Origin of the sequence: Actinokineospora spheciospongiae, from assembly GCF_003182415.1 — a bacterium.
GTDB classification, from domain to species: domain Bacteria; phylum Actinomycetota; class Actinomycetes; order Mycobacteriales; family Pseudonocardiaceae; genus Actinokineospora; species Actinokineospora spheciospongiae.
In genome coordinates, this window is the sequence record NZ_QHCP01000014.1 from 148,688 (window position 1) to 168,716 (window position 20,029).

The window sequence follows — 20,029 nt, forward strand, 5'->3', positions numbered from 1 at the left end:
CCATCGACCGGTGCCCCATTGACCAGTGCCCCGTCGACGGCGGCGCTGTCCCGGGCACGGTCGGGCGCCCGGCCGGGTCAGCCGAGCAGGGCGTCGACGAAGGCCACCGGCTCGAACGGGGCCAGGTCGTCGGGGCCCTCGCCGAGGCCGACGAGCTTGACCGGGACGCCCAGCTCGCGCTGCACCTGGAAGACGATGCCGCCCTTGGCGGTGCCGTCGAGCTTGGTCAGCACGATGCCGGTCACCTCCACGACCTCGCCGAAGACCCTGGCCTGGGTGAGGCCGTTCTGCCCGGTGGTGGCGTCGAGCACCAGCAGGACCTCGTCCACCTCGGCCTGCTTCTGCACCACCCGCTTCACCTTGCCCAGCTCGTCCATCAGGCCGACCTTGGTGTGCAGGCGGCCCGCGGTGTCGACCAGCACCGCGTCGACGGCGGCGGCGCGACCGCGCTTGACCGCGTCGAAGGCGACCGCCGCCGGGTCGGCCCCCTCCTTGCCGCGCACGACCTCGGCGCCGACCCGGTCGGCCCAGGTCTGCAACTGGTCGGCGGCGGCGGCGCGGAAGGTGTCGGCCGCGCCGAGCACGACCGTGCGGCCGTCGGCGACCAGGACGCGGGCGAGCTTGCCGGTGGTGGTGGTCTTGCCGGTGCCGTTGACGCCGACGACCAGCACCACGGCGGGCTGCTTGGCGTCGCCGTCGCCGTGCGGCAGGGCGCGCACGGCGCGGTCGAGGTCGGGGCGCAGCGCGTCGACCAGGACCTCGCGCAGCAGGGCGCGGGCGCCGTCGGCGGTGCGCACGCCCCGGGAGACCAGTTCGGCGCGCAGCCGCTCGACGACCTCCGCGGTGGTGCGCGCGCCGAGGTCGGCCAGCAGCAGGGTGTCCTCGACCTCGGTCCAGGAGTCCTCGTCGAGGTCACCGGCGCCGAGCAGGCCGAGCAGGCCCTGGCCGAGGGTGGACCGGGAGCGGGAGAGCCGCCCGCGCAGCCGCTCCAGGCGACCCGCGGTGGGCTCGATCTCGTCCTGCGCGGGGAACTGCTCGGTCAGCGGTTCGCCCTGGACGGGCAACTGTTCGGTGACCGGTTCGGCCTGCACCGGGAGCTTGTCCGTGGGCAGGGAGGAGACCGGGGCGGGCTCGACGGGCGCGGTGCCGGTCGGGGGCGTGCCGGTGGTGGTCGCGTCCGGGAGCGCGATGTCGACGATGCCGCGCTTCTCGGAGTCGCGCGGCACCGAGGCGTCGTCGCCGACGCCGGGCTGGCCGTCGACCTCCGTGCGCTCACCGGCCGGGTGCGCGGGCGGGGCGAGCGGGGCGTCCTTCGGCTTGGCCGGGGCGAGGCTGATGCCCGCCCCCGCCTGGTAGCCGCCGCCCTTCGGCTTCTCGACGGCCTCGGGCTTGTCCAGGGTGATCCGCCGCCTGCGCGCCAGCACGACCCCGGTGACCAGGGCGGCGAGCAGCACGACAGCGACGACGACCAGGATGATGATCACGGTGCTCGACACCGGGCCATCCTCGCATCCCGGCCGGTGGGCGGCCGGGATGCCACCCCCGGTGGGATAAGAACCGATTTAGCGTCAATTTGGTCAATCACCAACCAAACCCTTGCGCGCGCTCGGGGTGTGCAATAGACCACAGGGTCATGGGTTGGCGGCGGGTGCTCGGGATGATCTCCGGAACGTCGGTGGACGGCATCGACGTGGCCGTGGCCGACCTGCGGCTGCGCTCGGGGGTGGTGGAGCTGTCCCCGGTCCGGCACGCCGAGGTCCCCCACCCGGAGGCGTTGCGCGCCGACCTGCTCGCCGCGCTGCCCCCGAACCCGTGCGACGCGCGGACCCTCTGCCGCCTCGACACCGGCGTCGGCCAGGCCTTCGGCGCCGCCGCCGCGCGGTTCACCGGCGGTGGCGACAGCGGCGTCGACCTCGGTGTCGACCTCGTGGCCTCGCTGGGGCAGACCCTCTACCACTGGGTCGACGGCGGTGACTGCCTCGGCACGCTGCAACTGGGGCAGCCCGCGTGGATCGCCGAGGCCACCGGGCTGCCGGTGGTGTCGGACCTGCGCGCCCGCGACGTCGCCGCGGGCGGGCACGGGGCGCCGCTGGCGGGCGTCCTCGACCGGCTGCTGCTCGCGGCCGAGCCGGGCACCGCCGCGCTGAACCTCGGCGGCATCGCCAACATCACCACTGACAGCACCGCGGGCGGCCTGGCCTTCGACACCGGCCCGGCGAACGCGCTGCTCGACGCGGCGGCGCTGGCCCGCACCGGCACCCCGTGCGACACCGACGGCGCCCTCGCCGCCCGCGGCACCGTCCGCCGCGACCTGCTCGACGTGCTGCTCGCCGACCCGTACTACGCCGCGCCCGCGCCCAAGTCGACCGGCAAGGAGCACTTCCACGGCGGCTACCTGGACGCGGCGCTCGCCCGGGTGCCCGCGGTCGCCGACGCCGACCTGCTGGCCACCCTCGTCGCGCTGACCGCGATCACCGTCGCCCAGGCGTGCGCCCCGCACCGGCCGAGGCGGGTGCTCGCCTCCGGCGGCGGGGTGCGCAACCCGGCGCTGATGACCGCCCTGGCCGCCGCGCTCGCTCCCGCCGAGCTGACCACCACCGACGCGCTGGGCCTGCCCGCCGAGGCCAAGGAGGCGTACCTGGCCGCCCTGCTGGGTTTCCTGACCTGGCACGGTGTCCCGGTCGACGCGGGCACCGGCGGCGGCGCCCGGGTGCTCGGCAGCGTCACCCCCGGCCGCGACCCGGCCCGCTGGCCGGAACCGCTCGACGGCACCGCCGAGTCCCTGCACCTGTCCCCGCAGCCCCCTGGAGGCCCCCGTGCGCGCCCTTGACCTCGCGATCATCGCGGTCTTCCTGGTCGGCATGCCCCTGCTGGGCATCAAGATCGCCGGGCGGCAGCGCTCCGGCGCGGACTACTTCGTCGGCGAGGGCCGGATCTCCTGGTGGGTCGCCTGCCTGTCGGTGGTGTCGGCGGAGACCTCCACGCTGACGGTGCTCAGCGTGCCGACGGTCGCCTACCTGGGGGCGTTCACCTACCTGCAACTGGCGATCGGCTACGTCCTGGGCCGGGTCGTGGTGTCGTTCGTGCTGCTGCCCCGGTACGTGGCGGGCAACATGACCACGGCCTACAACTTCCTCGGCAGGCGCTTCGGCGCCGGGCTCCAGGGCACGGCGTCGGTGACGTTCCTGTTCACCCGCCTGCTGGCCGACGGGGTGCGGCTGTTCGCCACCGCGATCCCGATCAAGGTGGTGCTCGCCGCCTACGGCCTGGACGCCTCCTACCTGCTCATCGTGGCGGCGCTGGGCGTGGCGATGGTCGTCTACACGTTCTTCGGCGGCGTGCGCGCGGTGATCTGGGTCGATGCCATCCAGATGCTCTGGTACGTCCTGGGCGGGCTAGCGGTGATCCTGGTGCTGATGGGCAAGCTGCCCGACGGCTGGTTCTCCTCGGCCTTCGACGCGGGCAAGTTCTCCCTGTTGGACTTCGCTTCCAGCCCGCTGTCCAACCCGTACTCGTTCGTCACCGCCGTCCTCGGCGGCGCGGTCCTGTCCATGGCCAGCCACGGCGCCGACCAGCTCATCGTGCAGCGGCTGATGGCCTGCAACGACGTGCGCGCCAGTCAGAAGGCGCTCGTCGCCAGCGGGGTCGTGGTGTTCTTCCAGTTCGCGCTGTTCCTGTTCATCGGCACGATGCTGTGGTCGTTCTACCGAGGCGTCGACCCGGTCGGCGACCTCGGCCTGGGCACCAACGACGAGCTGTTCGCCCACTTCATCGTCACCGAGCTGCCCAGCGGCCTGTCCGGCTTCGTGATCGCGGGCATCCTGGCGGCCGCGCTCAGCTCCTCCCTGGGCGCCCTGGCCTCCTCCACGGTGACCGACGTGTACCAGAAGGTGGTGCGCCGCAAGCTCTCCGACGCGGAACTGCTCAAGCAGGGACGCGTCTGGACCATCGTCTGGGCGGGCGCCCTGATCGTCTTCGCGTCCCTGTTCACCACCACCAAGAACCCGATCGTGGAAACCGCGCTGGCGATCACCGGCTACACCTACGGCGCGCTGCTGGGCGCGTTCCTGCTGGGGCTGTGGGTGCGCAAGACCCGCCAGGCCGACGCGATCGCGGCGTTCGTGGTGACGGTCGCGGTGATGGCGTTCGTGATCCTGGGCCTGAAGTTCAGCCGCTCCGGCGCCTTCCTGGGGGTGGACTTCGCCAAGGCCACCAAGGAGTCGGTGGCCCTGGCGTTCCCCTGGTACACCCCGCTGGGGGTGCTGGTGACCCTGGTGGTGGGCGGCCTGCTGTCCCTGCGCCACCGGGAACCCGCCCGGTGGGCCGAGGAGGAGCACCCCGCCACGCCCACCTGACCGGGTGGGCTACTTGCGCCGGTAGCTCACCAGTTCCAGGTGCAGGTCGAACCCGAGTGCGGTGAACATGCGCTCGGAGGCGTCGTTGCCGAGCGCGATCACCGCCGCCGCCCGCGGGCGGGCACCGTGCTCGGCGGCGAGGGCGCGCAGCAGGGCACCGACCAGCGCCCGGCCGGTGCCGACCCCGCGCACCTCCGGGTCCACCGCCACGTAGTCGATGTAGAGCTCGTCCTCCTGCGCGAAGCCCGCCGCGTAGCCCAGGACGCCGTCGACCCCGGTCTGCACGACCACGGTGTGCCCCCGGTCGCCGTGCACGAGCTGGCGGCCGGTGACGGTGCGGTTGGGGAAGCAGCGCTCGTGCAGGGCGGCGACGCCGTCGACAGTCGTCTGGTCGCCGCCGAGCAGCCGGGGCTCGCCGCCGTCGGGCACCGCGCACACCAGTACCGAGCGCAGCGCCTGGCCGGTGAGGGTGAACACGCGGCTGGCGCCCATGGGGTCGAAGCCGTGCCGGGCGGCGAGGTCGGCCAGCCGCCGGTGCCTGCGGTGCCCGTACAGCTCCAGGTCGACCACGTCGGTCAGCCGGGGCAGCGCCAGGGCCGCGTCCACGAGGTCGTCGGCGGTGTTGTGCCAGGCCTGGCGCTCGGCCGGGTGGCCCTCGGGGAGGTCGACGAACGGGCCGAGCAGCCAGGCCCGGCCCACCTCGGGGTCGGCGTCGACGCTGAGCACCCCGCGGACGCCGCCGTGGTCGTCAACGGCCACGACCGCACCCGACGACCAGTCCGGGCGCAGGCCCGCGAGTTCGTCGGCGACCTCCGCCGCCGTGGTGCCGTGGTAGCCGATGAGCTGTTCCGGATCGCCCTGCAACCTGGTGACCAGGTCGACCACCGCGGCTTCATCGGCGGGAACCGCGAGACGGATGACATACATACCGGAATCGTGAACGCTGGCGGTGTCGGAAAGCGAGCAAATTAACCCGAGGGGCAGGAACGGCAGTGGCGGACAAGATCGACCTGGAGCTGCGCGAGGACACCGACGGCCACCGCTTCGAGGGCGTGGCCGACGGCGAGGTGGCCGGGTACGTCCAGTACCACCGGCTCGACGACGCCATCGTGCTCATGCACACCCAGGTGTCCGACGGCTTCGCTGGCCGGGGCGTGGGCGGCGCGCTGGCCAGGGCGGTGCTCGACCACCTCCGAGCGGAGGGCACACCCGCCCGCCTGTACTGCCCGTTCCTCCGCGGCTGGGTCGACAAGCACCCGGAGTACGCGGACCTCGTCGTGGACGCCTGAGCACCGACACCGCGTCGACACCGTGCGACCGGCCCCCCGCGCAGGGTGACCGGTGGGGCCGGTCGCGCCGGTTCCGTCGCCCATCCGGGCACACCCACGGGTCCGAGACGGTCTTGTGACTTGATTGTCGGCCGATCGGCCCGATACTTGTGCGACCTCAGACAGTCCCATCCGGACGGACACCGATCCGACCCCGGTCGTGCCCAAGGAAGGCCTCCACATGGCCAGTTTCGACCCCAAGAACGTCACCCCCGTCGAGTGGATGGGGATCGGCGCGGGCGCCGCCGCCTTCATCTTCAGCTTCCTGCCCTGGGTCTCGATCTCCGCCTTCTTCAGCGCGAGCGCGTGGAACTCCGGGCTCCTCGCCTGGCTGCCGGTGCTGCTGCTGGTGGTCGCGGCCGGGCTGCTGCTCGCCACGCACTTCGGCACCGCGGTCAAGAACCTGCCGCTGATCTGGCTGGTGCTGGCGGGCGTGTCCGTGCTGTTCATCCTGCTGCGCTGGGTCACCCTGAGCGACGACGACTACATGGGCGTGGTGAGCGCCGGGGTCGGGCTGTTCCTGGGCCTGGTCGCCGCGATCGTGTCGACGGTCGGCGCGGTGCTGACCTTCCAGGCCACCCGCAGGCACGTCGCCTGACGGTTGCCCGAACGGGATCGCCCCGGCCATGCTGCGTGCGTGGACGGGGCGATTCTGCGTTCGGCGGTCGAGTGCTGCCGCGACTTCCTGGCCGGGCACACCGGCGGCGACTGGGCTCGGCCTGGCGAGGCGGTGGAGCTGTCGACCGGGCAACTGGTGGCGCACGTCGGCGAGACGCTGCTCTGGTACTCGGCGGACTTCTTGGCGGGGGCGGCGGAACTGTCCGTCGCGCAGGTCAAGCTGCCCCCGGACGGCCCGCCCGGTGAGTTGCTGCGGGCGCTGGACACCTACGGCCGGATGCTCGCCCTGCTGGTCGACGCGGCGCCGCCGGGGCTGCGCGGCCTCCACCCGTTCGGTTCCGCCGACGCCTCCGGCTTCGCGGCCATGGCGGGGGACGAACTCCTGGTGCACACCGGGGACGCCGCCGCGGCCCTGGGTGTGGACTTCGCTCCGCCCGCCGAACTGGTCACGCCGGTCCTGGAGCGGATCTTCCCGTGGGCGCCCACCGGCGCCGACCCGTGGCGGACGCTGCTGTGGGCCAACGGCCGCACCGCGCTGCCCGGGCACCCGAGGCTCGACCGGTGGCGCTGGCACTGCGCGCCGCTCGACGAGTGGGACGGGACGATGCCGTAGGGCAGCCCGGCCGGGCTCAGCGGCCGAAGTCCTGCACCCAGTAGTGGCCCTCGGCGGTGAAGCCGACGCCGAGGGTCTTGAGGTCGCAGTCGAGGATGTTGGCGCGGTGGCCCGGTGAGTCCATCCACGCCCGCATGACGTCCTCGGCCGTGCGCTGCCCCTTGGCGATGTTCTCCGCCGCCGGGTCGGGGTGCCCCGTGGCCCTCGACCGGTCGACGAACGAGCGGCCGTCCTGGCTGACGTGGGAGAAGTAGTCGTTGGCCGACATGTCGACCGCGTGCGCCTGCGCGGCGGCGGTGAGCCGGTCGTCGGGTGCCAGCGGGTCGCAGCCCGCCGTGGCGCGCTCGTCGTTGACCAGGGCCAGCACCCGGGCGTCCGCCTTGGCGGCGCGGGTCGTGGGCGGGGCCTCGGTCGTGGTGGTGGCGGGCGGTGGGGGCGGCGGGTCCGAGCTGGGCGGGGTCTCGGGTGGCGGCGCGGTGGTGGAACTGGGCGCCGGGGAACCCGTTCCGGGGTTCTCCGGCCTGTCCGGTGGGCCGCCGCCGTTGCCCGAGGGGGCGTCGACCGGGGTGGGGGCGTCCTGCGGGGGGATCACGATGCGCTGGGCGGAGAGGCCGAGGGCGACCTCGTCACTCCGGTCCGCGCCCGCACCGGCGCCGGGCGCGAGGCCCAGCACCGTGGTCACCCCGGCCGTGCCCGCCCCCACCGCGAGGGCCACGAGCACGGCCGGGAGTAAGGCGGATCGTCCCCGACGTTGTGTCACGGTTTGGCAACGTACCACTGTCGAGTGACGCCACCGCTACGCCGAGTGGCGCAACCGGATTGGTGCTCAGCCCGCGCTGGAGGACGGCGGAGTGGGGTCGGTGGTCTGCGGCGGCGTGGTTGTCGTCACCGGGGGCGGGGTCGGCTTGGTCGTGGTGGGTTGCGTGGTGGGAGGCGTGCCGCCCCCACCGCCACCACCACCGCCGCCACCGCCTCCGCCGGGGGGAGGTGTGTTGCCACCGCCACCACCGCCTCCCCCACCGCCGCCGCCCTGCGGGGGCGGCTGCTGGTTGGAGCTGCTCTTGCGGGTGGTGGTCGTGGTGGTGCCGGAGGTCGACGCGCCCGCCTCGGTGGTGGTCGTGCCGGAGGTCGGCGCGCTGGTCTCGGTGGCCGCGGTGGTGCTGCTCGCGGTGGTCGGCGTCGAACCGGTGGTGCGCGACGTGCCGACCTGGACCTCCTCGTTCACCCGCGTGGGGACCGACTGGCCGCCCTCGCCGTTGGCGAACGCGGCCACGGCGGCGAACACGGTGGAGAGCACCACACCGGAGACGCCGAGGATGGCGTAGGACGAGCGGCGCAGGCCGGGCCGGTCCTCGGGCGGGGCCACCTCGGCCCGGTCGATCGGATCAGACATGAACCGTTAACCCTTCCTGGACTTCCGGTGCAGGCTCCCAGCCCCACCCCGCGGCCCGGCGGTGCGCCGGATCGCGGTCGGGACGCACGTCACGACGCGGTAACGTATCACCCGACGACAAAACTCCCCTCCCGGGCGCGGGCGGGCGACGGGTCTGGTGCACGGCACGATAGCGGGGTGTCCGAGGTGGCCGGGGAACCGGATGTGCGGGTGACGGCGTGGGTGCGCGGCACCGTGCAGGGCGTCGGCTTCCGGTGGTGGACCCGGTCCCGCGCGCTGGAGCTGGGGTTGGTCGGCTGGGCCCGCAACACCGCCGACGGCAGGGTCGAGGTGGTGGCCGAGGGCACCCGGGCGCGCTGCGAGGAGCTGCTTGCCGCGCTGCGGTCGGGCCGGTCGCCGGGGTCGGTCGAGGTGGTGGTGGAGCAGTGGGGCGCGGTCAAGGGCGACCTGGTCGGTTTCGTCGAGCGGTGAACCGGGGGGCGGCGGACGGCGTAATGCCGGACGTGCCCACCCCCGAGGAGGACGACGTCTTCGTCCGCGAGCTCTACGACCGCTACCGGCGGCCGCTGCTGGGCTACGCGCTGCGCGCGGTGGGCGGCGACCACCAGCGCGCCGAGGACGTGGTGCAGGAGACGCTGCTGCGCGCCTGGCGCAACGCCGGGACGCTGGAGGCCGACAAGGCCGGGCCGTGGCTGTACACGGTGGCCCGGAACCTGGTGATCACCGGCTACCGCAGGCAGCGGGCCCGGGTCGCCGAGGTGCCGATCGAGGACAAGGACTGGCCGCGCGCCGGGGACGAGTTCGAGCAGGTCCTGCAGGGCTGGCAGGTGGCCGAGGCGATGCGGGCGCTCTCGCGCGACCACCGCAACGTCATCGCCGAGCTGTTCTACCGGCGGCGGACCGTGGCGGAGGCGGCGAAGGTGCTGGGGGTGCCGCCGGGCACGGTCAAGTCGAGGTCGTTCTACGCGTTGCGCGCCCTGCGCGACGCCCTGGAGGAGCGGGGGGTGACGGAGCTGTGACCTGTACGAAGACGATGTCCCTCGGCGCCTACCTGCTCGGCGCGCTGGACCCGGCCGAGCGCGCCGACTTCGAGGCGCACCTGCACCGGTGCGATTCCTGCCGCGGCGAGCTGGTGCGGCTCTCGCCGCTGCCGGGCCTGCTGCACCGGGTGCGCGTGGAGGACTTCGAGGACGCCGTGGAGCCCACCGAGGCCGACCTGCTGGTCGTCCCGGAGCCGGAGCCGCGCCGCGGGGTCTGGGCGAAGCGGAAGGTGCTGCTCAGCGCGGCCGCGGCGGTGGTCGTGCTGGCCGCCGCCGGGGTCGTGGGCTTCGAGGTGCTGCGCCCGGAACCGACGTCGGCCCCGCCGTCGGTGAGCTGGTCGGCGACCGACTCGGCCAGCGGGGTCCGCGCGGACGTGCGGCTCATCGACCGCTCCTGGGGCACCGAGGTCAAGATCAAGCTGCACGACGTGCCGCCGGGCAAGCCGTGCAAGCTGGTGGTGCGCGGCCGCGACGGCAACCGCGAGGTGGCGGGCTGGTGGGGCAGCGGCGGGCAGGACGAGGAGATCCCGGGCAGCACCTCCATCGGCCGGTCCAGCATCAGCCGGGTCGAGGTGGTGACCGACGACGACATCGTGCTGGTCGACGTGCCCGCGCCCGCCTGACCGCGCGGGCCCCCACCTGGGGGACCGCGCCCCGGGGCCCGGGTAGTCTCACCCGGATCGCGGCAGCAGTCGGTAACCTGGAGGGTCCCGCCCAGTGCACCTCAAGAGCCTGACGCTGAAGGGGTTCAAGTCCTTCGCCTCGGCGACGACGCTGAAGTTCGAGCCGGGGATCACCTGCGTCGTCGGCCCCAACGGGTCCGGCAAGTCCAACGTGCTCGACGCGCTGCGCTGGGTGATGGGCGAGGGCAGCGCCAAGGGCCTGCGCGGCGGCAAGATGGAGGACGTCATCTTCGCGGGCACCGCGGGCCGCGCCCCGCTCGGCCGCGCCGAGGTGACGCTGACCATCGACAACGCCGACGGCGCGCTGCCGATCGAGTTCGCCGAGGTGTCCATCACCCGCCGGATGTTCCGCGACGGCGCCAGCGAGTACGAGATCAACGGCAACGGCTGCCGGTTGATGGACGTGCAGGAACTGCTCAGCGACTCCGGCATCGGCCGGGAGATGCACGTCATCGTCGGCCAGGGCCAGCTCAGCGCCATCCTGGAGTCCAAGCCCGAGGAGCGCCGCGCGTTCATCGAGGAGGCAGCGGGCGTCCTCAAGCACCGCAAGCGCAAAGAGAAGGCCATCCGCAAGCTCGACGCGATGCAGGCCAACCTCACCCGGCTCACCGACCTCACCGCCGAGCTGCGCCGCCAGCTCAAGCCGCTGGGCAAGCAGGCCGAGATCGCCCGCAAGGCCCAGTCGGTGCAGTCGGAGCTGCGCGACGCCCGGCTGCGCCTGCACGCCGACGACCTGGTCACCCAGCGCGCCGACATCGCCCGCGACGAGGCCGACGAGGCCACCGCCCGGCGCAAGCGCGCCGAGGTCGAGCAGGCCCTGGAGATCGGCCACGCCCGGCAGGCCGAGCTGGAGGAGCACCTGGCGGTCGACGCGCCGAAGCTCGCCGCCGCCCAGGAGACCTGGTACCGGCTCTCCGCGCTGGAGGAGCGGCTGCGCGGCACGGTCCGCCTGGCCGTCGAGCGCGCCCGGCACCTGTCGGCGGCGGGCGAGGCCCCGCGCGGCGGGCGCGACCCGGAGGAGCTGGAGGAGGAGGCCGAGCACACGGCCATGCGCGAGGCCGAGCTGTTCGAGGCCGTCGCCGAGGCCCGCTACACCCTGGCCGAGTCCACCGAGCGCCGCGCCGAGCTGGAGCGGATGGTGCAGGCGGCGGAGAAGGCGCACCTGGCCGCGGTCCGCGCGATCGCCGACCGGCGCGAGGGCCTGGCCCGGCTCTCCGGTCAGGTGGAGGCGTTGCGCAGCAAGGCGAACGCGACCGGCGAGGAGATCGAGCGGCTGTCGGTGGCCCTCGGCGAGGCCCGCGAGCGCGCGGAGGTCGCCGCCGAGGAACTGGCCGAGGAGCAGGCGGGCACCGAGGTCGAGGACACCGACGACGCCGGGCTCGCCGAGCGCCACCAGCGGGCGGTCGAAGCGGGTGACGCCGCCAGGGCCAGGGTGGACGAGCTGGTCCGGGCCGAGCGGCAGGCCGAGCGCGACATCGCCTCGTGGAGGGCCAGGGTCGACGCGCTGTCGCTGGGGTTGGCCCGCAAGGACGGCGCGGGCGCGCTGCTCGCCGCCGCCGACCGCCTGCCCGGGCTGCTCGGGTCGGTGGCCGCGCTGCTGACCGTGGAACCGGGGTCGGAGGCCGCCCTGGCCGCCGCCCTGGGCCCGGTGGCCGACGCGGTCGCCGTCGCCGACCCGGACGGGGCGGTGGAGGCGCTGCGGATGCTGCGCGCCGGGGACGCGGGCCGGGCCGGTCTGCTCGTCGGCGGCGCGTTCACCGTCGACCGGTCCGGGTGGCCGGTGCTGCCGCCGGGGGCGCGCTGGGCGGTCGACCTGGTCCAGGCGCCCGAGGCGCTGCTGCCCGCGGTGCACCGGGCGCTGGACCTGGTGGCCGTGGTGGAGGCGCTGCCGTCGGCGCGGGCCCTGGTCGCCGAGCACCCGCAGGTGCGGGCGGTGACCGGCGAGGGCGACCTGCTGGGCGCGCACTGGGCGATCGGCGGTTCGGAGCGGGCGCAGAGCGTCATCGAGGTGCAGGCCGCGGTGGACGAGGCCAACGGCAAGCTGGCCGCGGCGGAACGGTCGCTGGAGCACTCGGCGGCGGCGCTGGAGGGCGCCCGCGCCGAGCAGCAGGCCCGCCGCGAGGACGTGAACGCGGTCAAGGAGCTGATGAACGACGCGAAGGTCCGCGCGGCCCGGTCGTCGGAGCGGCTCAACCGGCTGCGCCAGGTCGTCCGCTCGGCCGAAGCCGAGGTGGAGCGGGCCCTGACCCAGCGCGGCAAGGTCGAGGCCACCCGGGAGGACGCGCTGGCCAAGCTCGCCGACCTGGAGGAACGCCTCGCGGTCGCGCAGGACGAGCAGGTCGACGACGAACCGGACTCCGCCGAGCGCGACGAGTACGCGGGCGCGCTGGCCTCGTCGCGGCAGGAGGAGATGGAGGCGCGGCTGACGCTGCGCACCGCCGAGGAGCGCCACCGCGCCCTGCAGGGCAAGGCCGACCAGCTCCGCCGCGCCGCCCGCGCCGAACGCGAGGCCAGGGAGCGCGCCGCCCGCGCGATGGCCGCCCGGCAGCGCGGCGCGACCGTGGCGCAGGCCGTGGTCGACGGCGGCGAACTGGCCCTGGAGCGCATCGCGCTGTCGCTGGCCCGCGCCGCCGAGGAGCGCGACGTGGTGCAGGCGCAGCGGGCCGAGCGCGAACGGGTCCTCACCGACGTCCGGGCCAAGGTCCGCGAACTGTCGTCGGAACTGGAGAAGCTCGTCGACGCCGTGCACCGCGACGAGGTCCTGCGCGCCGAGCAGCGCCTGCGCCTGGAGCAGCTTGAGGTCAAGATCGCCGAGACGTTCGGCATCGGCCTCGACGACCTGGTCGCCGAGTACGGCCCGGACGTCGCGGTCCCGCCGTCGCCCGCCGAACTGGCCGAGTACGAGGCGGCCCGCGAACGCGGCGAGGAGGTCTCCACCCCACCGTCCACACCGTACGACCGCGACACCCAGGCCCGCCGCGCCAAGCGCGCCGAGCGCGACCTGACCCTGCTGGGCAAGGTCAACCCGCTGGCCCTGGAGGAGTTCGCCGCCCTGGAGGAGCGCTACCGGTTCCTCTCCACCCAGCTCGAAGACCTCAAGGCCACCCGCCGCGACCTCCTCACCGTCATCAAGGAGGTCGACGACAAGATCCTGGAGGTCTTCACCTCCGCCTACTTCGACGTCGCCAGGGAATTCGAAACGGTCTTCGACGTCCTGTTCCCCGGCGGCGAGGGCCGCATGATCCTCACCGAACCGGACGACATGCTCGCCACCGGCGTCGACGTCGAGGCCCGCCCACCCGGCAAGAAGGTCAAGCGCCTGTCCCTGCTCTCCGGCGGCGAGAAGTCCCTGGTGGCCGTGGCCATGCTGGTCGCCATCTTCCGCGCCCGCCCCTCACCGTTCTACGTGATGGACGAGGTCGAGGCCGCCCTGGACGACACCAACATGCGCCGCCTCATCGGCCTCCTGGAACAACTGCGCGCCAGCAGCCAGCTCATCATCATCACCCACCAGAAACCCACCATGGAAATCGCCGACGCCCTCTACGGCGTCAGCATGCGCGGCGACGGCATCACCCAGGTCATCTCCCAGCGCCTCAACGAATCCCGCCCCGCCCCCGCCCACATCACCGCCGCCAAGGCGAAGGCGGAACAGGCAGCGGCGGAAGCGGCCCAGGCAGCAGCCGAAGCGGCCGAAGCCCCGGCCGACCCCGACACTATTGGGCCCGCCGAGCCGATCAACGATTCCCAGGCTCCCCCCGAACCACAGGCAGCCCCCGACGAGGCGACACCGGCGGCAGAGCAGAGCCGGCCATCCGCTGCCCGAGGGGAATAGCCCGCTCAGTCACCCGATCCCGTGCCGTCGAGCCGGTGGCGTGCCCACGAGCACGCGGCGGCGGTCAGAGCGGCGCGATGCGCCAATGGCTGCTCCTGTTGCAGGAATGCCCAGATGCCCGCGATCGCCACAGCGAACGCGGTGCGGGTTCCCGGGGGCGTCGCGCGCCACACCGGCACCGCCTCGGCCCACCGCTCGGCAGCGGGGACCGAATGCCCGGCGTCGATCAGCCGGGCAATCAGGAAGGCCACGTCCACGGCGGCGTCGGCCTTGCGCGACCACGCCCAGTCCACCACCTTCGCGCCGCCGTCGTCGACGAGGATGTTCAGCGGGTGCAGGTCCGTGTGGGCGAGGTCGTCGCCGTCGACCAATTCGATCGCGCGCGACTCCCAGTCGATGAGTGAGTCGAGGCGCGCCTTGGCCCAGCCGTCGAGTTCGTCGGGGATGTCCACGGCGAGCCTGCGCCACGCGGCCAACCTGGCCCACTGCTCGGCGAGGCGGGGCGCCTCGGCCGGGCAGTGGGCCAGTTCATCGGTCAGGGCGGTCATCACGTCGGCCACGGCCACGAGGTCCGGCGACCCGGGGGTCAGGTCGGCATGCCGCCCGGACACAGGGTCGAACCCGAGCAGCAGCCACCCATCGGCCTCGGCCCGCCACCGCAGTGCCGGTGCGACCGCCCCGGGCAACCATGGGTTGATGTCCGCTTCATGGCGGTGCATACGCCCGCGTTTGCTCTGGGAACCCGCGATCCCCTTGCAGAACACCCTCCCGCCTGACGAGTGCAGCACGGCCGAGAAGTCGGAGTTGCGGCCTGCCGGGGAGGTCTCGGTGTGCAGGACCTTCCCGGTGGCTTCCTCGATCGCGGTGCGAACCGCCAGGGGCAACTGGCCCCAGGGGCAACTGGCCATTGTCTTCCTCTGGACTATGCGGGTGGCGGCGGTGGATCGTCATGACAACCGTTGTGGCAACCGCTGCACTTCTGGCACTTCAACCCCGAAGTGGACCAGAGGTCCTGGTCGAGGGCCAAGCCAGTGCGCTCGATGGCTTCCACGGTGCGTACCAGAGTGGCACGCGCATTGTCCCCATCGGCATCGTGGTCGTGCTCGCTCGTCGGCACGTGGTGGATGAAGCGGCCTGCGATGCGCTGGCAGAACTGGGCGTAGTCCCGCGTGTGCAGGATGAACGTGTGCCACCCGATGTCCACCAACTCACTTGGCGCCAGCGGGTCAGCGGTGTTGACCGCGCACGCGGCGAGGAAGGCGAGGGCTTGGTCCACAACCCGCTCGGCGAGGCTGCGGTCCATCTTCTCCTCCGCACCGATCCGGCGGACCAGTCGGTCGAACAGGCCGTCATCGATCAGCGATCGGCCTGTGGTGCGCTGAACTTCTTCAACAGCGATCACGTGAACTCCTCCGATTTCGTCGCCGCGCCGGTCAGCGCGGAGAGTCAAGGCATCTGCGGAACCAGGTGCACTACGACCGGAAGGGAGCAGGGCAGCCACCGTGAGCGGGCAGCGTCAACAACCCGTCGATGACCTCGTTCAGATCCCCGCCCCACTCCCAGGTGATCTCGCCCTCGCGGTCGCAGCGCAGTGCGGCGGCATCGGTGTCGTGGTGCACCCGGATCGCGTCCACCGATCCATCAGGCCACGTGCGCACACCGTGGGCCTCAGCCGAGTGGCCGTCCGCCACCGGCGGCGGCAGGAACACCCACCCGACGTCTGGCACTGTGGTCAGGCGCATCAACTGGGGAAAAGCCGCCGTCGCCTCGTCAGTGCTCACACGCCCGGTGCGTGCAACCACCAAGAGCCCGACCGGTGACAAAACTGAATCCTGCACAGCCGTCGAGGGCTGCCTGAGGATGTTGACCAGGCGAATTCGGCCATTTTTCTCAGCTCTGTTCACAGGAAGTGACGCTACGATCACTCGACAGCAATGAAAACCGACCGGGAGTACAAGTGCGCCCCTGACTTCCGGGGCACGGGAGGCTGCGAGGATGTGGAAGAGCCCAACAACCCTGACCAGCAGTCAGGGTTCGCGATCCACCGGCGTCATTTCAGGTTTCGTATTCCAACTGGCCCGCCGAACCGCAGGTCTCACCCAAGAACGACTGGCTGAGTCGTTGGGTGTGGACGTGACCACCTTGCAGAGTTGGGAATCCGGGCGGCGCCCCCTCGCTGCGATGCCCGCCGGGGACTTCTTCCGACTCGGTGACCGACTCATCCACCTGGGAGCGCCACCTTCCACTCGACGGCACCTGAGAGAGGCACTGGAAGCCGATCTGGTCTTGGCCACCGGGATCACGGCTGCGGATGCCTGGATCGAGCCGGACATGCACCCCTTGGCAACGCAGGTGCACCGCCGCAGCCTGACCAACCTGATCACTTGGCCGCTGACCGGCAAGCCACCGCCCCACTTCACCGAGTTCATACCAAAGGTCCCACGACGTGGGCCTGGTGCACGGCAGCCACATCTTTCGGCCGAAGAGATCCGACGGTTGTTCGACCACCTGATCACCGTGGCCGAACAGGGCAGACGTCCGGAAGACGCACTGCTGCGCAGGCAAGCCGTATACCTGCTCAGCTTCGACGATCGGCCGCACATCGTGGACTGGCTCCGGGAAGAGTGGCAAAGGGCAGGCCGCAAGTTGTCGCCGGACGGGGACATCACCACCCTGATGGAAGCCCGGTCCGCGTCGGTCGCCCTGGCATCGACCGGTGATGAGAGCAGCCTGCACGACTTCCTCACCGTCACCGCCAACACGACAGCGGAGACAGCGAACTTGAACTACTGGGCACACTGGATCGGCGAATCGCCCCGCGAGCAAAACAGCGACGACTTCATGCGTGACATCGACACCCACCTCTGGTCTGGGGCAAGACTGCTACACCACCTCACCGAGCGTCTGGTCCCCACTTCCCTGCACTTACCACTGAACCTGCATACGATTCACGCGCTGGTAGCCTCCCGACCCACACTGCTCACTGATGCGGCCACCATTCGCCAGCCGCTCGCCGAAGCCTTGGACCGCGTGGCTTCCGCTGGCCCTTTGACGCGCATGGGCCACAGTCAAGTCACGGGCTTGCACTATGCTTTGCGCATCGCCGAACGGTAGGAGAACCGTGTCCGACCAGACCACCGATGCCGCCGCAGTGGCCGCCTTCGGTTACGAACTCGGCGTTCTCAAGCGCATTCGACGTAGCGGGTGGTGGCACGTCGGGGTCCGCGATCCGGAGTCCGTCGGCGAGCACACCGCCCGGGTGGCCCAGCTCGCGGCGCTGATCGCCGTGGCGGAGGGAGCCGACCCCGCACGGGCGGCGTTCCTGGGACTGTGGCACGACACGCAGGAGACCCGCACCGGGGACCTGCCCCACACGGTGAAGGGCTACCTCACCAAGCCCGATCCCCGGCACATCACCGCCGACCAGACCGCCGACCTGCCGGACACCGCCCGCGAGCTGGTGCGCACGGCCGTGGACGAGTACGAGGCGCGGGATTCCCCGGAGGCGCGCTGCGCGGCCGACGCGGACAAACTGGAGATGCTGCTGCAAGCCGTCGAGTACCGCGACACCGGTGTCCAACGGGTCGATGGCTGGATCGACTCCGCGCGGGCGGGTTTGACCACGGCCACCGGGCGCCGCATCGCTGAGGCGGCGCTCACCGTGTCGTCTCTGGCCTGGCGCGAGCGCTGATCCGCTCACCACATGCGCAGGAGGATCGGCCGCACAACGCGGGGCCAGGTCAGACCTCCAGCCGGTAGCCCATCCCCGCCTCGGTGATCAGGTGTCGGGGTGCGCCGGGGTCGTCCTCCAGCTTGCGCCGCAGTTGGGCCAGGTACACGCGCAGGTAGTGCGTTTCCGACTCGTACCCCGGGCCCCAGACCTCGCGCAGCAGTTGGCGCTGCGGGACCAGCTTGCCCCGGTTGCGGGCCAGCAGTTCCAGCAATCCCCACTCCGTCGGTGTCAGGTGGACCTCCGCGCCTGCCCGTGACACCTTCCGGGCCGCCAGGTCCACCGTGAACGACGCGGTGCGCACCACCGGTTCGTCCGCCACCGGCGCGGCGCGGCGCACGGCGGCGCGCAGGCGGGCCAGGAGTTCGTCCATCCCGAACGGCTTGGTGACGTAGTCGTCGGCGCCCGCGTCCAGGGCGGCGACCTTGTCGCCGCTGTCGACCCTGGCTGACAGGACGAGGATGGGGACGGTGGTCCAGCCGCGCAGGCCCTCGATGACCTCCACCCCGTCGAGGTCGGGCAGGCCCAGGTCGAGGACCACCACGTCGGGGTGGCGTTCGGCGGCGGCGCGCAGGGCGGCGGCGCCGTCGGCCGCGGTGACGACCTCGTACCCGTGGGCGGTGAGGTTGATGCGCAGTGCCCGCACGATCTGCGGTTCGTCGTCCACCACCAGCACTCGGGTCACGTAGACACGGTAGACGCAGGAGCGGGAGCGGGCCCCCGACGCCCGCTCCCGCTCCCGGCCCCCCTGCCGCCGGGTCTCCCCTACCCGGTGGTCGGTGGTGTCGGCGGCTGCGCGGCGGGCGCCGACGGGGTGGTGGTCGCGGGTGGTGGGGTGGTGGTCGGCGCGGCGGACGGCGGCAGGGTCGGCGCCGGGGACACCGACGGGGTGGTCGGCCCGGTCGGCGCGGTGGGTGTGGGGCTCGGGGCCGCGACCGGGGGCAGGGGCACGAACGGCATGGTCGTGCTCTCGACGCAGCCGTACTGGCCGTAGTCGACCTCGGGCTGCGGGTACCGGTTGGTCATGTCTTCGGAGTGCAGGCCGCCCTGGGAGTTGCAGGTCGAGCTGTACGAGCGGAGTGGGGTGCCGTCCTGGTCGTAGAGGTAGAACACCGGGATGGGCTTGCCCTGGGCGTCCACCGCGTACAGGTTGGCGACCGAGCTGCCGTCGTAGGTGAGGCCGGAGGCGGAGTAGCCCGCGTACCCGTACCGGTACGGGTTGGACGAGGCTTCCGCGTCGGAGAAGACCGACAGGGCGAGGGCGATGGCGACGCCCACGGTGAACGCGTTGGCGGCCAGGACGACCGGCAGCCAGCGGCGGTCGTGGCGCACGCGCGGACCCGCCCACAGCAGGATCGCCACGACGACGCCGAGCAGGACGAAGCCACCGGAGCGGATCATCAGGGCCGCCACCAGCGCCACGGCGAGCAGCACGATGCGCACCAGCCACCACGCGGGTTGCAGGCCGCGCAGGTACGCCGTGATGTGCGCGGGCACCGCCTCGACGGCGGAGCGGCCCGCCCGGCGCGCGGCCTGGTACTCGGCCAGCGCCTCGACGTCCGCGCGGCCCACCCGCCGGGAGTGCAGCAGCCACAGCGCCGGGAGCAGCGCGAGGACGACGACGAACAGCACGGCGAACCGCTCCGGTTCGTAGCGGTTCTCCACCGCGATCCCGGTGATCAGGGCCACCACGAGGGTCAGTCCGGTGATCCACAGGACGTACCTGGCCAGGAAGGCGCGGCCCGTCCCGCGCGGGGCCGGTGCCGGGGGCGGCGGGTAGTCGCCCGCCGCGCGGAGTTCGTCGGCGTAGGACTGCGGGGTGCCCAGGCGGGCGGTGAGCGCCGGGAGGGAACCGGTTTCGCCGTAGACCTCGTAGACGTTGGGTTCGACGTCCTCCATGATCTCGGCGACCTCGTCGGCGGGGAGGTCGGACAGCGCCGACCGCACCTCGGTGAGGTAGTCCTCCAGTCCCGGGCGGGTGTCGATCTCGCCGTTCACGCCGCCGCCCCCTTCCGCAGAATCGCGTCCAACGTCTCCTGGAAGGCGCGCCACGCCTTCTCCGACTCGACCAGGCGCGACCGGCCCGCGTCGTTCATCCCGTAGTACTTGCGGTGCGGTCCCTCGTCGCTGGGCACCACGTAGGACGTGAGCAGGCCCGCCTTGTAGAGCCGCCGCAGCGTCCCGTAGACGGAGGCGTCGCCCACCTCCCCCATGCCGCCGCCGCGCAGCCTGCGCAGCACGTCGTAGCCGTAGCCGTCCTCGTCCTGGAGCACGGCGAGCACAGCGAGGTCCAGTACCCCCTTGAGCAACTGGCTCGTGTCCATCGATCCCCTCCCCGGTATCGCGCTAGGAACACTATTGCGCAAAGCGCACTACCGCGCAAGGCGCGGAACAGCGAAGCTGACGAAGTGCAGCTCAGGGCTGTGGAATCGAG

Annotated in this window: 21 protein-coding genes; 11 read left to right on the top strand and 10 right to left on the bottom strand. The window is 72.6% G+C overall.

Features of this window, described 5'->3' with window-relative positions; translation table 11 throughout:
- Positions 1 to 77: 77 nt before the first annotated feature.
- Positions 78 to 1,496 carry a signal recognition particle-docking protein FtsY gene (ftsY, locus tag DFQ13_RS28785; protein WP_110082027.1) on the bottom strand — a complete coding sequence of 473 codons (1,419 nt, stop codon included), beginning with the start codon at positions 1,494 to 1,496 and terminating at the stop codon, positions 78 to 80.
- A 137-nt stretch (positions 1,497 to 1,633) separates the two neighbouring features.
- On the opposite strand from ftsY, the gene DFQ13_RS28790 reads away from it, so the two are divergent.
- Together DFQ13_RS28790 and DFQ13_RS28795 are read left to right on the top strand one after the other, a co-directional pair.
- Positions 1,634 to 2,830: an anhydro-N-acetylmuramic acid kinase gene (locus DFQ13_RS28790; protein ID WP_110082028.1), complete on the top strand. Its 1,197-nt coding sequence runs from the start codon at positions 1,634 to 1,636 to the stop codon at positions 2,828 to 2,830.
- Positions 2,817 to 4,355 (top strand): sodium:solute symporter, encoded by a 1,539-nt coding sequence (locus tag DFQ13_RS28795; protein WP_110082029.1) that lies wholly within the window; start codon positions 2,817 to 2,819, stop codon positions 4,353 to 4,355. Before DFQ13_RS28790 ends, DFQ13_RS28795 begins: the two co-directional genes overlap by 14 nt.
- A 9-nt stretch (positions 4,356 to 4,364) precedes the next feature.
- On the opposite strand, the gene DFQ13_RS28800 is transcribed toward DFQ13_RS28795, so the two are convergent.
- Positions 4,365 to 5,282 (bottom strand): GNAT family N-acetyltransferase, encoded by a 918-nt coding sequence (locus tag DFQ13_RS28800; protein ID WP_146241382.1) that lies wholly within the window; start codon positions 5,280 to 5,282, stop codon positions 4,365 to 4,367.
- Between the two features lie 65 nt (positions 5,283 to 5,347).
- Here DFQ13_RS28800 and DFQ13_RS28805 point away from each other — a divergent pair, with 65 nt between their 5' ends.
- The 3 genes from DFQ13_RS28805 to DFQ13_RS28815 all read left to right on the top strand — a co-directional run bounded on the left by DFQ13_RS28805 (position 5,348) and on the right by DFQ13_RS28815 (position 6,914).
- Positions 5,348 to 5,644, top strand: coding sequence for a GNAT family N-acetyltransferase (locus tag DFQ13_RS28805; RefSeq protein ID WP_219994688.1), 297 nt, complete (start codon positions 5,348 to 5,350; stop codon positions 5,642 to 5,644).
- A 220-nt stretch (positions 5,645 to 5,864) separates the two neighbouring features.
- Positions 5,865 to 6,281, top strand: a complete 417-nt coding sequence (locus DFQ13_RS28810; RefSeq protein ID WP_035284148.1) for a hypothetical protein — start codon at positions 5,865 to 5,867, stop codon at positions 6,279 to 6,281.
- Between the two features lie 39 nt (positions 6,282 to 6,320).
- Complete coding sequence (locus DFQ13_RS28815) at positions 6,321 to 6,914, top strand: maleylpyruvate isomerase N-terminal domain-containing protein (protein WP_219994689.1); 594 nt, start codon at positions 6,321 to 6,323, stop codon at positions 6,912 to 6,914.
- 16 nt (positions 6,915 to 6,930) lie between these two features.
- Here the strand turns inward: DFQ13_RS28815 and DFQ13_RS28820 are convergent, their stop codons facing one another.
- Positions 6,931 to 7,635, bottom strand: a complete 705-nt coding sequence (locus DFQ13_RS28820) for a CAP domain-containing protein (RefSeq protein ID WP_181400187.1) — start codon at positions 7,633 to 7,635, stop codon at positions 6,931 to 6,933.
- Positions 7,636 to 7,740: 105 nt separating this feature from the next.
- Positions 7,741 to 8,307 carry a hypothetical protein gene (locus tag DFQ13_RS34180; protein ID WP_181400188.1) on the bottom strand — a complete coding sequence of 189 codons (567 nt, stop codon included), beginning with the start codon at positions 8,305 to 8,307 and terminating at the stop codon, positions 7,741 to 7,743.
- Between the two features lie 177 nt (positions 8,308 to 8,484).
- Between DFQ13_RS34180 and DFQ13_RS28830 the strand changes: the two genes are divergently transcribed.
- From DFQ13_RS28830 to smc, 4 genes are all read left to right on the top strand, one after another.
- Positions 8,485 to 8,778: an acylphosphatase gene (locus tag DFQ13_RS28830; protein WP_219994690.1), complete on the top strand. Its 294-nt coding sequence runs from the start codon at positions 8,485 to 8,487 to the stop codon at positions 8,776 to 8,778.
- Between the two features lie 32 nt (positions 8,779 to 8,810).
- Positions 8,811 to 9,326: a sigma-70 family RNA polymerase sigma factor gene (locus DFQ13_RS28835; RefSeq protein ID WP_233438615.1), complete on the top strand. Its 516-nt coding sequence runs from the start codon at positions 8,811 to 8,813 to the stop codon at positions 9,324 to 9,326.
- A complete protein-coding gene (locus DFQ13_RS28840; protein ID WP_146241383.1) occupies positions 9,323 to 9,970 on the top strand; it encodes an anti-sigma factor family protein in 648 nt (215 codons plus the stop codon). The genes DFQ13_RS28835 and DFQ13_RS28840 overlap by 4 nt, the downstream gene beginning before the upstream one ends.
- A gap of 94 nt (positions 9,971 to 10,064) precedes the next feature.
- Positions 10,065 to 13,865, top strand: coding sequence for a chromosome segregation protein SMC (gene smc, locus DFQ13_RS28845; RefSeq protein ID WP_110082034.1), 3,801 nt, complete (start codon positions 10,065 to 10,067; stop codon positions 13,863 to 13,865).
- Positions 13,866 to 13,870: 5 nt separating this feature from the next.
- Here the strand turns inward: smc and DFQ13_RS28850 are convergent, their stop codons facing one another.
- The 3 genes from DFQ13_RS28850 to DFQ13_RS28860 form a co-directional block, all read right to left on the bottom strand.
- Positions 13,871 to 14,773 carry a phosphotransferase family protein gene (locus DFQ13_RS28850; protein WP_110082035.1) on the bottom strand — a complete coding sequence of 301 codons (903 nt, stop codon included), beginning with the start codon at positions 14,771 to 14,773 and terminating at the stop codon, positions 13,871 to 13,873.
- A gap of 14 nt (positions 14,774 to 14,787) precedes the next feature.
- A complete protein-coding gene (locus DFQ13_RS28855; RefSeq protein WP_110082036.1) occupies positions 14,788 to 15,267 on the bottom strand; it encodes a glycine-rich domain-containing protein in 480 nt (159 codons plus the stop codon).
- A gap of 70 nt (positions 15,268 to 15,337) precedes the next feature.
- Positions 15,338 to 15,769 carry a hypothetical protein gene (locus DFQ13_RS28860; protein ID WP_146241384.1) on the bottom strand — a complete coding sequence of 144 codons (432 nt, stop codon included), beginning with the start codon at positions 15,767 to 15,769 and terminating at the stop codon, positions 15,338 to 15,340.
- A 91-nt stretch (positions 15,770 to 15,860) separates the two neighbouring features.
- On the opposite strand from DFQ13_RS28860, the gene DFQ13_RS28865 reads away from it, so the two are divergent.
- Positions 15,861 to 16,979 (top strand): helix-turn-helix domain-containing protein, encoded by a 1,119-nt coding sequence (locus tag DFQ13_RS28865; protein WP_110082038.1) that lies wholly within the window; start codon positions 15,861 to 15,863, stop codon positions 16,977 to 16,979.
- A 7-nt stretch (positions 16,980 to 16,986) separates the two neighbouring features.
- Positions 16,987 to 17,556: an HD domain-containing protein gene (locus DFQ13_RS28870; RefSeq protein WP_407643225.1), complete on the top strand. Its 570-nt coding sequence runs from the start codon at positions 16,987 to 16,989 to the stop codon at positions 17,554 to 17,556.
- 49 nt (positions 17,557 to 17,605) lie between these two features.
- On the opposite strand, the gene DFQ13_RS28875 is transcribed toward DFQ13_RS28870, so the two are convergent.
- The 3 genes from DFQ13_RS28875 to DFQ13_RS28885 form a co-directional block, all read right to left on the bottom strand.
- Positions 17,606 to 18,280: a response regulator gene (locus DFQ13_RS28875; RefSeq protein ID WP_035284129.1), complete on the bottom strand. Its 675-nt coding sequence runs from the start codon at positions 18,278 to 18,280 to the stop codon at positions 17,606 to 17,608.
- A gap of 80 nt (positions 18,281 to 18,360) precedes the next feature.
- Entirely contained in the window at positions 18,361 to 19,593 is a 1,233-nt protein-coding gene (locus tag DFQ13_RS28880; RefSeq protein WP_110082040.1) for a DUF1700 domain-containing protein, read from the bottom strand.
- Positions 19,590 to 19,919, bottom strand: a complete 330-nt coding sequence (locus tag DFQ13_RS28885; RefSeq protein ID WP_035284123.1) for a PadR family transcriptional regulator — start codon at positions 19,917 to 19,919, stop codon at positions 19,590 to 19,592. Before DFQ13_RS28885 ends, DFQ13_RS28880 begins: the two co-directional genes overlap by 4 nt.
- Between the last annotated feature and the right edge of the window lie 110 nt (positions 19,920 to 20,029).

Bases quoted from the DNA above. Each gene is read 5' to 3' on its own strand.
- DFQ13_RS28810 (WP_035284148.1), top strand. From the start codon at position 5,865: ATGGCCAGTTTCGACCCCAAGAACGTCACCCCCGTCGAGTGGATGGGG.
- DFQ13_RS28790 (WP_110082028.1), top strand. From the start codon at position 1,634: ATGGGTTGGCGGCGGGTGCTCGGGATGATCTCCGGAACGTCGGTGGAC.
- DFQ13_RS34180 (WP_181400188.1), bottom strand. From the start codon at position 8,307: ATGTCTGATCCGATCGACCGGGCCGAGGTGGCCCCGCCCGAGGACCGG.
- DFQ13_RS28800 (WP_146241382.1), bottom strand. From the start codon at position 5,282: ATGTATGTCATCCGTCTCGCGGTTCCCGCCGATGAAGCCGCGGTGGTC.
- DFQ13_RS28885 (WP_035284123.1), bottom strand. From the start codon at position 19,919: ATGGACACGAGCCAGTTGCTCAAGGGGGTACTGGACCTCGCTGTGCTC.
- DFQ13_RS28850 (WP_110082035.1), bottom strand. From the start codon at position 14,773: ATGGCCAGTTGCCCCTGGGGCCAGTTGCCCCTGGCGGTTCGCACCGCG.
- DFQ13_RS28865 (WP_110082038.1), top strand. From the start codon at position 15,861: ATGTGGAAGAGCCCAACAACCCTGACCAGCAGTCAGGGTTCGCGATCC.